Raw genomic sequence first — 11,970 nt, 5'->3', positions numbered from 1 at the left:
AACACGGGTTCAAATCCCGTACGGGGTACAAAGTGGCAGTTTCGCTTTTCTGACCTAGACAGTTCATGAAAACGGAATTTGCGACACGGGATCCCGATTCGGCTGAATGCGAATCGGGATTTTGCCTTTTCAAATGTCCTTCAACCCTATTCCATGACAATTACAGGGTTAGCAGCAAGAAACTCTTTTTCGCTGCTATTGGGGTGGGTGACAATAGAGGTATGGCTGCGAAAGAGCTAACCAGCAGACAGAAGAAGATTCTTGGATGGATCGTGGATGGTTGCGCCGGTGACCCTCCGCATGAATTTTATAAGAATACAGCGCGCATGCTAGAGGGGCACAAGTTAGTCAAGATTTCAGGTCACGGTGATAAGTGGAAGGCTGTAGCTACAAAACGTGGTGAGAGGGTTTACGCCGGTACCGAAGCGCTTGTAGTCAATAAGAAGCGGCGGAAGAACACGGCGGCGAAGGAGCCACCGGTACCCTCCACATTGAGAAAACCAAAACCAACGCCAAAACCCGACGAGCCTGAAGTTGATTTAACTCCTTACATGGCTCGAATACGCCATGGTATTGGAGAGTCAGACCTCGACGTTTTCACAATCGTGGCCTCGGCCGGTGAGATTCGCGACTTCTGGTTACCGGCGGCGGCGAAACTATCCCGTGATAGGTCTTGGTTGGAAGATGGCCACGTTTTTGACTACGCAGGAAGTACCTACGTATATGGCCAGGAGAAGCCCCGATTCAAGGCCGCTGTTATCTCTATTGAGCCAATGAAACTGGTTGGGTGGAGGGAGATTTTACGTGGCGATAAACGCGTGGCGAAATACAATAAGAAAGCTGTCGAAGCGTTTGGATACTACAAGAGGCAGTTTAGTTCCGATGTGCAATTGCGGATTAAGCGAGTTTTGCATGTGCTCTTCACAGAGATTGAACTGAACGGTGGCCGGATAGAACTAGAGACTTGGTACGACTCATGGTCTAAAGAGAAAGTGCTTCGTGCAGTTAAGCTCGGCTTTGATTTCGATCTTCAAGATCTCAAGTTCCGCGAGAGATATAACCGTGTGCAGCGTGAGCCAACACAAGATGAAATCGATTATCACAACCGTTGGCACGAGGGCGAAAAGATGAGGCGCTTCTGGGAAAAAATCCCGAATGGTCAACTTGTCCTTGAATTTCGAGGGATGTCCGCTCGTGATTCGAAGAAGAACTCAGAAGCGTTTGCCGACGGCATTGAGGCCTATTTCAAGTGGCATCAAATTCGAGAATTCTGGAAGAAGACAGATTATGAGATTGCGGGCAGAGAGAGGGCGCTCCGAGCGAAGCAATATGAGTTCGCTAAGCCAATCGCTGCGAAGACTGTCGCGAAGGATTTCTATTTCAACGCGTTGTATCAGCGCTCTCAGGAGTTAAAAAAGTTTGAAGCGGTGTGTTCCTATCTCGAATATGTGAAGCGAATTGAGCCTGACAGCCCGTGGATCTCGTGGGCTGAGAAGTATCTCGATACGTTCAATCCGAGAGACTGTATTACGATGCCGGATCCACCTGCGCTCGACATCAAGGCTCATGCCGGGCTCATTGAAAAGATTATTGATGCGCTTGGCAGGGATGAAAGCACGTGGGCTGACGCGTTCCCCGACGGTGAATTTCACGGATGATTTTTCTGTAGCACCGTGCATGTGAAGGTCAACTTACGAGTCCGTGGACTCACTACTCATTGCTGTCTTCAAATGAGCTGAGCTCAGCGAGGAGTACTTCTTGTCCGACCTTCGACTCTGAGATTGCAGCCGGTGCACGCATTTGCGCAGTATATTCTGAGCGCTGTCGAACTCTACACACTTGATGAACTAGCCTTCTGGCTGACCGAAACCGGCTTCATGCCACCGAAGTCCTGGAAGAAAACCCGCTGCAAAATCTGGTCGGGCTAGGCCGCAACTGCGCACTATTCGAATCAGCACGCACCTGAGCCTATCTCGAAATCCGCCACCACCTCGGCGACCCCGATGGGCTTGGTCTCGCTATCCAAACCGCAGCGCAATCCATGAACCAGAACTCTTCAGCGGACCACTTTCCACACGCGAAGTCGACCAGATTGCCCGATCTATCCACTGATGGATCGTCAACCGCTCACGCATGTGAGCAGACGGCTCAGCAATCTACGAAGAAACCTTTAGCACCATCCAAAGCGCACGAGGGAGAGAATCTCGTAGCAAACGTCAAGGAAGAAGAGCTGAAACCGACAAATGGATTGAGGCTGGCCATGAGTAGGGATCCAAGAAATAGATATCCGGGTTATCCACGAAAGGGGTGGTCAGTTCGGGAACTTGCTGAAAAACCGGAGTATTTACCCGTGCAATTTCTAATTGTACAAGCGAGCCAAGAGCGAGCTATCTCGCTCGAGCAGTTGAAAAACGCCAACGCGTACGCGAGCTACGTGCCAGGAGCCTAACCATCCGAGCGATAGCACAGGAAACTGGGTACTTCGTTGGCACAGTTCATAGATACGCGAGTGAAGAATCTCGCGTATAACGCGTATAACGTGCTTACGTAGTGATGAGTAACCAATCTCCATCGTTATTAGGGTCTGGGATGCACGTAACTGAGCCAAATGCATCGGTTACAAGCCAGTACCGAAACTTAGCCGTCTCACAGTCGTTCGCTGATAAGTGCACACTGATTACTCTTCCGTATAGGTCATTCCCGGCTAGAGTAGTGGCAGCCATGCCATTTGCTGTTTCGGCAGAAGGCGATGCCGCAGCAACTCCGCTTAGGCCAAAACACAGCGAAAAAAGGAAGCGATAGATGCAACTGCTATTCTCTTCATGCTTTTCCCTCAACTAGGTTCACCATTAAAGAAACACGAACTCTGGAGAGATGCAATGGCAAAATTTCCTCCTGAAACGGACTTGTCGCTCCACGATGTCATTGACATCCTGGAGTCAGTTCTCCGTGAAGAAGAGATAGACAATGCTCCAGCAGCAAAAGTATGGATAAAGTCTACCCTTCCAGAGCTAAGACGAGCTGAAGAAAAATGCGCTTCCATCTCGACTAATAGAGTTATCGTAAAAATTCTCGAAGCGATGGTTCTTATCGAGAGAAAATATGGGAAAAACCATAATCTTTCTTCACATGATGATCGTCTAGATCTGTCTTAAAAACGGCAAGAACCCAATTCCCGTTACCGTATATAGACATACGGATACCCAAAAAGTAACCCGCTTTCAGCATGAGTGTTTCCTCCGCTTCTACGAGAAGCAGAAGCACTTCGACTTTTATTTCCAACTCGCGATTGGGACAATGCCCCCGCTAGCTGGATAGGATTGCTGAGCACGGTAGGGGAACCAGACCTTCCGCATCAATATTTGAACCTCGCTGGTCACAGAACAGTTTCCGGGGTGTGTACTGAGGTAGCAAGATTTTGTAGACCGGGCTTGTGCCAAAACGAGCACGCCAAGTAGTTTGCAGTCATAAAATATTGGCATGAATTCGGCCAAGTCCTCCTACGTTCCGGAGCTGACCAGCATTCGAGCCATCGGTGCGTTCGGTGTCCTGCTTACGTATGCCGCGTTCTGGACTGGACATTACACGGACGATTGGTGGGGGCGTCTCAACGGTCGATTCGAAATTGGCGTCACCATCTTCTTCGTGCTCAGTGCGTTTCTGCTCACAGGGCGTTGGCTCGGTTCGCCTGACGACGTCCCTGCGAATCGACCGGACTTGCGGAAGTACTTCACCAGTCGCGCGAAGAGAGTTCTGCCGGCCTACTGGATTGTGGTTACTGCGGCATTCCTCATTCATGCCGCAGATGACCCGCCACCATCGGGTGGGGGTTTGCAGGGCTGGCTGCGGTCGATGTCTTTTACTCAGACGCTCCAATTCGGCTGGATCCACCCGGGCTTGCCGCAGATGTGGTCGATGGTGGTGGAAGTCGGCTTCTACCTGGTGTTTGCCACTGGTGGGACTTGGCATCTGGACGATTACTAAGGGGCGCCTGCGACCTGGCCCAACGTTGGCCATCATTATTGGTTTTGGTCTCATTGGCCCGGTCTGGACTGTGCTGTCGCATCAAGAAGAGCTGCTGCCGGTAGTGGCACGGCTGTGGCTGATAGCGCTAGTCCTGTTTTTCCTATCCACAACCACCCACGTGGGGCCAGCAACCTTGGTGCCGGATGATGTCGACCAGGCGTTGTGGAAGACCACGCTGTATGGCCTGTCCGCTGGTGCATTCGTGGCCCCGATTGCGCTGGGTACGGAGGTCAGGTGGCTTCGTCATCCAGCCATGATTTGGTTGGGAGAGGTCTCATACGAGTTCTTCCTCGTCCACGTGCTGGTCATGGACTGGGTGATGACGTTGATGGGCTATCAGACCTTCCAAGGCTCGATGTTGGCAGTGGCAATCGTCACCGCTGCCTTTGCCCTGCCGCTGTCGTGGCTGCTGCGCCGCATCACTGATGTGCTTACGCGGCGACCGGGGCCTGCGAGCCCGTGGGCTACCTACCGATCGTCGTCGTCAAGCGGTCCGAGCTCAGCAACGAGCACTTCCTGCGCGACCTTCATCGCGGACAGTGCGGCCGGTGCGCCGCAGTAGCCGGAAGCGTGGACGATGGCTTCGGTGATCTCGGTGCGGGTCAGGCCGTTGGCGAGGGCACCCTTGATGTGGCCGCGCAATTCTTCGGTGGCGCGCAGAGCGACGAGCATTCCAATGTTGAGCAGGGAGCGATCACGCTTGGCCAGTCCTTCACGGCTCCAGACGGAGCCCCAGACGGTGGCGGTGATGTGCTTCTGCAGGGTCTCTCCGTCGGAGCCGGCGTTGCGAGAGAGGGCGGCATCGACGAATTCGTCGCCCATCACCTCGCGGCGAATTTGGATGCCGGCATCATAGCGGTCAGAGGAAAAGAGTTCATCATTGGGATTGCTCATGCTTGCTAAGTATAGGACTTGCAATGCGGATAAATTCCGAAATGTCCCCACTAGCTTCACTGCCGCGACGCATAACTACGCTGAGATTGCGAGTAAAACGGGTGCGGGTGGGGACGATGACGATGCGCCCGAGCGTTACCTGATCGCGAATTGCGCCGCGGGCGATGATTGTTGGCGCTGCCAGCGCAATCATGCCAGCACGCTGTGCCGAAAGGGAACCAAATTCTCCCGCGGGTTCGGCGAGATTCCCCAGTGTATCTTCCACGACCTTTCTACTGCCGGAACCGGGTTCGCGAATAACCAGCGGGGTAGTGCGCAGTTCCTCGATGAATATCTCGGCCCGCTCAGTCCACGGATGCCCCGTCGGCACAGCGAGGACCAGCTCATCGGTGCCGATGATCCGCTCTTCGAGGTCGTGTCGACCAGCCTCGCCCTCTACCAGGCCGAAGTCCACCGCACTGTTGGCCACTAGTTGCCGCACCTCACGGGAGTTTGCCTGCACCATTGACAGTTTGACTGCGGGATGTTGCCGGTGGAACTCGGCGGCCCAGCCGGGGTAGTAGAGCTCAGCGACAGTATTGGACACCGCAAGGGTGAGGTGGCGGGGAACATCGTCGGAACGCAAGCTGGCGGCAATGCCCGAAAACCTGTGGCAGGCGGCGAGGAGGTCTGGGAGTGCGTCGATAAGCACTTGCCCGTTTTCCGTGGGAGATACGCCGTAGGGGGAGCGTTCGAAGACGGTGATTCCCAGCGCTTTTTCCGCCCGCGCGATGCGTGCGGACATGGTCTGCTGATTGATGCCTAGCTCACGCGCGGCCTTGGAGATCGAGCCTGCACGGGCGGCGGTGAGAAGTGCTTCGAGTTCGGCCACAGCGGAGGGGTACATGCATTTATGGTACCCCTCACAGAGTTTGGTGATAGCTGTAGCTGTGGCAAGAACAAATACGGTATGAGCATGACCAACTCTTCTCGCCGTGATGTGCTGGCACCCGCCGGGCCCGCGTGGGCAGGATCTCTGATGGGTACGTCCATCTTCGCCACACTTGCGCACATCCATGAGGTGCCGGTGATTCCGGAGCTTCTTCTAGTCATGGCGGTGGGCATTCTCGGCTTTATGGTGGTCGGCTGGCTGCGCCTTCGAAACCCGCCTTTCCACTCGAAGCTGATGGCGCCGTGGGGCATGCTCTCGATGGGCATCATGGCTCTCGGTAGTGCTGCGACTGCGCTAGCTAGTAACTCATCGTGGCAGCTGATGTCCTGGTGGATCGGTGCGCCGCTGGCAATCTACGTCAGCCTTCGCCAACTGCGAGGATTCGAAGGCGAACCAACTTTTCAGTGGGGCCTCGCGCTAGTCGCCCCGATGGTGGCGGCGACAAGTGGCGCACAGCTGAGCGTTGACTACGGCACGTTCTATCACGTCTGCGCACAAATACTCTTTTGGATGGCGCTGATTACGGTTCTGCCGGTTTTCGTACGCTGCTACGTCGCGCTGTTCTCTGGCGCCATGCGCATCCCCGATTCCATCGCCGGTACTGCCTGGATTCCGCTCGGGCTGGTCGGTCAGTCCACGGCCGCTGCGCAGCTGCTTTTCAACCGAACCTCCGCTGTCGCTTACGGCACCGCTGTGCTCATTGTCGGTGTCTTCCTCGCCGCCATCGCTTTACGACGATTCACCCGCGCCGTAATCAGTTGGGCCGGATACAGCCCTGGTTGGTGGGGTGCAACCTTCCCCGTGGGCACTCTGAGTCTTGGTACGCACAGCCTGGGTGACATTACCGGCGTGCAGTGGCTATACGTGGCCAGCGCTGGGCTGCTGTGTTTGCTGGCTGTGCACTGGTGCGCGTGCGTGGCTCGATTTGTTTGGTGGGCGCGGAGCTAGCTAGTCAAGCTCGACCCGCACCCGCCCGTTGCGGTTCTGGTCTTCTCGTGGCGCAATACCCAGCGCGGCGGCGGGGAACAGAGCCGTGACGGCAAACAGCGCGGGGAAGCCCGCAGCGGCCACAATCGCACCCGAAACCGGAGGCGTTGCAGCGTAGATAATGTTCTGGAACGTGTTCTGCGTACCCATAGCGCGTCCGGACCAGAAGGGGCCTGCGTATTCAGCAACTGCGGTGAAGGCGAGTCCATTCGGGCTGACCACAGCAACGGCCAGTGCGCAGACCAGCAAAGTTCCAAGCGTGCGCCAATCAGCCCAGCTGGCAATCATCATTGCGACAGCCAAAACAAAGGTCGCACCCGAGACCCAGCGGTAGGGGCGGATGCGAGATCGCACTCGGTCAGAGACCACACCCATCAGTGCTCGCGATCCGGCACCGAGCAGCTGCGAGACCATCACAATTGTGCCCGCCGTGCCATCGGAGTACCCCACAGACAGCAACCACACCAGAATGTAGGCACCCATCATCGACTGCGGCCAGGACAGCAGCGCCGAGGCGATGTGGATGCGCACGAGGTACTTGCCGTCCCGGTAGGGGCTGGCCGTGACGGTGGGGTTCGAGGCATCAGGGCGAGGGGGATTCTTCACGCCTATCAGTACAAGCAACGCCAGCACGGCGCACAGGATTGCGGGCATCGCGAGTGCGACTCCGATGCTGTAATTCTGCGCGAGAGGGTGCAGGGTTACCGCTGATAGTGCAGCGCCGAGGGGCTGAGCCATTTGGCGAATGCCCATCGCAGTGCCGCGCTGATGCGGTGGGTACCAGCCCGACACCACGCGGCCGGATGCCGAATTCACGCTCGCCGCCGCACACCCGGCGAGAAAGAGCGTGGCCCCGAGCAGAGCCGGGCTTGACGACGAAGCTAGCGCCGCAAGCCCCGTCGTTAAGGCAGTAGAGGTCAGGCCGGCGAACAGAGCTGCGCGTTCGCCATAGCGGTCGACAAACCAGCCCCAGGCGATGAGCGTGAAGACAATACCGGCCGCCGGCATTGCTGCGACGAGGCCGGCGGCGGAGAGGCTTAAGCCGTTTTCCTGTAGGGATGGGATGAGAAAAGGCACACCCATGTGAACGACGGACGAACCGACCGCCGCGAACATGGACAGAAGAAGGACAAGGTGACGGTAAGCGGGCATTACAGTCGGGAGCTCATCTCTTCAGCGGCGCCGAGAACCTTTGCGCCCCAGCATTCGTAGGGCGACGGAGTCATGCGCTCCACGGGGCCGGAGACCGATAGGACTGCAATCATGCGATGGTTGCTATCGAAAACCGGGGCGGAGACGGAGGCAAGTGCGGGATCGCGCTCACCCATGGACTCGGACCAGCCGAGACGTCGGCAGTCGTCGAGGTCCTGTTGGTTGAAGTCGGCGTCGGGAAGCATTCGCTCAGCGAGGTTGGCCGGGCCAAAGGCCAGGAGAACACGTGCGGCGGAGCCGGCGGTTAGCGGCATGCGAGAGCCAACTGGCACGGTGTTGCGCAGTCCGGTGGCGGGCTCCATGGAGGCAATACAGGTGCGGGTATCGCCGGTGAGCCGGTAGAGCTGCACTGACTCGCCGGTGACCTCTACCAGCTTCGGCAGGATGTGCGCTGCGGCGTCGGCAAGCAGGTCAGTGGTGACAGGCGTGATCTCGGTGAGCCCGGGGCCCGTCGTCCAGCGGCCGTCCGGAGTGCGGGTGACAAGGCGGTGCACTTCCAACGCCGTGGCCAGCCGATGGGCGGTCGCGCGGGGCAGCCCGGTGTCCTCGCAGAGCTCGGCGAGGGTGCGAGGAGTTTCTGCAACGGACTTGAGAATGAGTACCGAACGATCGAGAACTTTAATGCCACTTAGAGCTGGCGTCTCGGATGTGCTAATCTGTCCCATGCCATGATATTAACATCTCATACTTTGAGATAAAAGCGATATATCCGGAAGGCGGCTCACCCACTATGCGCACCACGGACACTAGCCCGAAGACTCTGGCCGAGAAAGTCTGGCATGACCACGTAGTCAAGCAAGGCGACAACGGCGAACCAGATCTGATTTATATCGATCTGCACCTCGTCCACGAGGTTACCTCGCCGCAGGCTTTTGATGGCCTCCGTCTGGCAGGGCGCAAGGTACGCCGCCCGGATTTGACCATCGCAACCGAGGACCACAACGTTCCGACCACTGTCGCCGGCGGCAAAATCAATCTGATTGAGGAGCCGACCTCTCGTACCCAGATTGCCACACTGCGCAAGAACGCCGAGGAGTTCGGTATCCGCCTGCATCCGATGGGCGACCGCGAACAGGGTATCGTGCACGTCGTCGGCCCACAGCTGGGCCTGACTCAGCCGGGCACCACCGTCGTCTGTGGTGACTCGCATACCGCAACCCACGGTGCTTTCGGTGCTATGGCCTTCGGTATCGGTACCTCGGAGGTTGAGCACGTTCTGGCTACCCAGACCCTGCCGCTGAAGCCTTTCAAGACCATGGCGGTCAACGTCACCGGCGAACTGCAGGATGGTGTTACCGCCAAGGATTTGATTCTGGCGATTATCGCCAAGATTGGCACCGGCGGTGGTCAGGGCCACGTTATTGAGTACCGCGGCGAGGCCATCGAGAAGCTGTCGATGGAAGCCCGCATGACCATTTGCAACATGTCCATCGAAGCCGGTGCCCGTGCCGGCATGATTGCTCCGGACGAGACCACCTTCGAATACCTGAAGGACCGCCCGCACGCGCCGCAGGGCGAGCAGTGGGACGAGGCAGTCGAATACTGGAAGTCCCTGGTTACTGACGAGGACGCGAAGTTCGACAAGGTCGTTGAAATCGACGGTTCCGCGCTGACTCCATTCGTTACCTGGGGTACTAACCCTGGCCAGGGCGTGCCGCTGGGGGAGACCGTGCCAGATCCGGAGTTCATCGCTGAGGACTCCGACCGCATCGCGGCCGAACGCGCACTGGAGTACATGGATCTGAAGCCGGGCACCCCGATGCGCGACGTCAAGGTCGACGTGGTCTTCGTAGGTTCCTGCACCAACGGCCGCATCGAGGACATGCGCGCCGTCGCCGACGTGCTGAAGGACCGCAAGGTTGCCGACGGCGTCCAGATGCTCATCGTGCCGGGCTCCGCAAAGGTCCGTGCGCAGGCTGAGGAAGAGGGACTGGGCAAGATCTTCGAAGAGGCAGGCGCCGAATGGCGTATGCCGGGCTGCTCCATGTGCCTGGGCATGAACCCGGATCAGCTGACCCCGGGCCAGCGTTGCGCTTCGACCTCCAACCGCAACTTCGAGGGCCGTCAGGGCAAGGGTGGTCGTACCCACCTGGTCAGCCCGGCTGTCGCCGCAGCCACTGCCGTCGCCGGTCACTTCGCAGCACCGGCTGATCTCTAACTGACTCTCACTGCCGATCTTTGTACAACAGACCCAAGCAGAACTTCTAAGGACCTTTCACCATGGAAAAGTTTGATACTCACACCGGCGTCGGCGTTCCCCTGCAGCGATCCAACGTCGACACCGACCAGATCATCCCTGCCGTCTACCTAAAGCGCGTCACCCGCACCGGATTTGAGGATGGCCTGTTCAGCAACTGGCGCAACAACGAGTCCGACTTCGTGCTCAACCGCCCCGAGTACGCCAAGGGCTCCATCCTCGTAGCAGGGCCGGACTTCGGTACCGGTTCCTCCCGTGAGCACGCCGTGTGGGCGCTGATGGACTACGGCTTCCGCGTCGTCATCTCATCCCGCTTCGCCGATATCTTCCGCGGTAATGCCGGCAAAGCGGGCCTGCTCGCCGCACAGATGCAGCAGTCTGATGTCGAGCTGCTGTGGAAGTTGCTCGAGGCCAACCCGGGCATGGAGCTCACCGTCAACCTGGAGACCCGCACCGTCGAGGCCGGCGAGCAGGTCTTCCCGTTCGAGGTCGACGACTACACTCGCTGGCGTCTGATGGAAGGGCTTGACGACGTCTCTCTGACCCTGCGCAACGAAGCGGACATTGTGGCCTACGAGGAGAGTCGTCCGGCCCACAAGCCTAAGACGCTGTAGGTCAAAATCCTCACAAACTACTTCACCGGCAGCGCCGAGGCGTAGTAATCAGCCGTGGTCATCACACCGTCGTTGAAGCCCAGCACCCAGGCAGAGCCCTTCTTGCACAGGATTTCCTCGTCGAAGGGCAGGGTGCCCTCAGCGGACCAGGCGGCAAGCAGGTCTGGGATGGTGATGCCCTGAGAGCAGATGACGCTGACTCCGCCTAGCGCGACAATGTCTTCGAATGCCTTCTTGGACTCAACCTGGTTGGCAATCCAGTGCTCGTCGCCAAGCCGTTCGTCGACTGTGACCTGCATGCCCAGCTCTGCGGCGAGTGGCGCGACGGTGTCCTGGCAACGCACGGGCTCGGCGGAGTAGATCCGCTCGGGGCGGAAGCCTTCCAGGGCAGAGACGAGCAGTTCCGCTTGACGACGTCCCTTCTTATCCAGTGGTCGCAGTGCATCATTGCCGTTCCAGTTGGTGCGACGGTGCGCACGCCCATGGCGAACCAGAATGAGACGGGTGTCCGGTTCCTTGTTCATGCGCTTGCGGGCCTTGACCAGCACGTCGCGGTCGAGGTCGTAGGACAGCAGCTCCTCGGCTTCGTCCCAGGAGACCCAACGAAGCTCGTTGACCTCGGAGTTCTGTTCGAATTCGCCGTCTAGAACCTCAGCGGTCCAGTACCAGACCAGCTTCGTTCGTCCGGCGACAGGGTAAGAGACGTTGCCGACGAGCTTGCCCAGACGGACGCGGTAGCCGGTCTCTTCCCAGATTTCGCGGACGGCGGTGGCAATGAGGTTCTCGCCGGCGTCGAGCTTGCCTTTCGGCAGCGACCAGTCGTCGTAGGAGGGACGGTGAATCACGCAGATTTCAGGGTTGTGGACATCGCCGCGCCATAGAACCGCGCCGGCCGCGAAGGTCGGCTTGGTGACATCCTGACCTGGCTTCGTTGGAATCTGGCGCAGGCGACCGGTCACGGAGGTATCGCCCTTGAGGTCCTTGTCCTCTTCGTGCATCATCGTGAATTCCCTTTCAATCCTTTGTCGCCGACCTAGTTTAGTATCGCAGTGTGAGAACGTCTCGCTAGACTTGTTGGAGATTAGAGACTAACGGAGGAAGGTCGCGGC

General features: G+C 58.0%; 12 protein-coding genes. 7 read left to right on the top strand and 5 right to left on the bottom strand.

Annotation, left to right across the window (positions count from 1 at the left end; all coding sequences use genetic code 11):
* Positions 1–221 precede the first annotated feature (221 nt).
* From HMPREF2849_RS08540 to HMPREF2849_RS11390, 4 genes are all read left to right on the top strand, one after another.
* Positions 222–1,658 carry a hypothetical protein gene (locus HMPREF2849_RS08540; RefSeq protein WP_049171601.1) on the top strand — a complete coding sequence of 479 codons (1,437 nt, stop codon included), beginning with the start codon at positions 222–224 and terminating at the stop codon, positions 1,656–1,658.
* 1,164 nt (positions 1,659–2,822) lie between these two features.
* Complete coding sequence (locus HMPREF2849_RS11165; protein WP_126107984.1) at positions 2,823–3,155, top strand: hypothetical protein; 333 nt, start codon at positions 2,823–2,825, stop codon at positions 3,153–3,155.
* Positions 3,156–3,480: 325 nt separating this feature from the next.
* Positions 3,481–3,984 carry an acyltransferase family protein gene (locus HMPREF2849_RS11395; protein WP_246822144.1) on the top strand — a complete coding sequence of 168 codons (504 nt, stop codon included), beginning with the start codon at positions 3,481–3,483 and terminating at the stop codon, positions 3,982–3,984.
* Positions 3,956–4,588, top strand: a complete 633-nt coding sequence (locus HMPREF2849_RS11390) for an acyltransferase family protein (protein WP_246822142.1) — start codon at positions 3,956–3,958, stop codon at positions 4,586–4,588. Before HMPREF2849_RS11395 ends, HMPREF2849_RS11390 begins: the two co-directional genes overlap by 29 nt.
* Here HMPREF2849_RS11390 and HMPREF2849_RS08530 read toward each other — a convergent pair.
* Entirely contained in the window at positions 4,495–4,920 is a 426-nt protein-coding gene (locus HMPREF2849_RS08530; RefSeq protein WP_070546713.1) for a carboxymuconolactone decarboxylase family protein, read from the bottom strand. The genes HMPREF2849_RS11390 and HMPREF2849_RS08530 overlap by 94 nt on opposite strands.
* On the bottom strand, positions 4,904–5,806 hold the full coding sequence (locus tag HMPREF2849_RS08525) for a LysR family transcriptional regulator (RefSeq protein WP_070546711.1): 903 nt from the start codon (positions 5,804–5,806) through the stop codon (positions 4,904–4,906). The genes HMPREF2849_RS08530 and HMPREF2849_RS08525 overlap by 17 nt, the downstream gene beginning before the upstream one ends.
* A gap of 69 nt (positions 5,807–5,875) precedes the next feature.
* On the opposite strand from HMPREF2849_RS08525, the gene HMPREF2849_RS08520 reads away from it, so the two are divergent.
* A complete protein-coding gene (locus tag HMPREF2849_RS08520; protein WP_224433164.1) occupies positions 5,876–6,799 on the top strand; it encodes a TDT family transporter in 924 nt (307 codons plus the stop codon).
* Here HMPREF2849_RS08520 and HMPREF2849_RS08515 read toward each other — a convergent pair whose 3' ends face one another.
* On the bottom strand, positions 6,800–7,990 hold the full coding sequence (locus HMPREF2849_RS08515) for an MFS transporter (protein WP_049189543.1): 1,191 nt from the start codon (positions 7,988–7,990) through the stop codon (positions 6,800–6,802). It abuts the gene before it with no gap.
* Positions 7,990–8,715 carry an IclR family transcriptional regulator gene (locus tag HMPREF2849_RS08510; protein WP_070862879.1) on the bottom strand — a complete coding sequence of 242 codons (726 nt, stop codon included), beginning with the start codon at positions 8,713–8,715 and terminating at the stop codon, positions 7,990–7,992. The genes HMPREF2849_RS08515 and HMPREF2849_RS08510 overlap by 1 nt, the downstream gene beginning before the upstream one ends.
* A gap of 65 nt (positions 8,716–8,780) precedes the next feature.
* Here HMPREF2849_RS08510 and leuC point away from each other — a divergent pair, with 65 nt between their 5' ends.
* Complete coding sequence (gene leuC / locus HMPREF2849_RS08505) at positions 8,781–10,208, top strand: 3-isopropylmalate dehydratase large subunit (protein WP_049189542.1); 1,428 nt, start codon at positions 8,781–8,783, stop codon at positions 10,206–10,208.
* A gap of 62 nt (positions 10,209–10,270) precedes the next feature.
* Positions 10,271–10,861, top strand: a complete 591-nt coding sequence (gene leuD, locus HMPREF2849_RS08500; protein ID WP_070862878.1) for a 3-isopropylmalate dehydratase small subunit — start codon at positions 10,271–10,273, stop codon at positions 10,859–10,861.
* A 17-nt stretch (positions 10,862–10,878) separates the two neighbouring features.
* On the opposite strand, the gene HMPREF2849_RS08495 is transcribed toward leuD, so the two are convergent.
* Complete coding sequence (locus tag HMPREF2849_RS08495; protein ID WP_172954645.1) at positions 10,879–11,859, bottom strand: NUDIX hydrolase; 981 nt, start codon at positions 11,857–11,859, stop codon at positions 10,879–10,881.
* Positions 11,860–11,970 lie beyond the last annotated feature (111 nt).

The sequence above is a fragment of the Corynebacterium sp. HMSC073B01 genome, assembly GCF_001838255.1.
Classification (GTDB): domain Bacteria; phylum Actinomycetota; class Actinomycetes; order Mycobacteriales; family Mycobacteriaceae; genus Corynebacterium; species Corynebacterium jeikeium_D.
The sequence above is the reverse complement of the archived record's forward strand: the minus strand, read 5'-3'. Positions and strand labels throughout refer to the sequence as shown.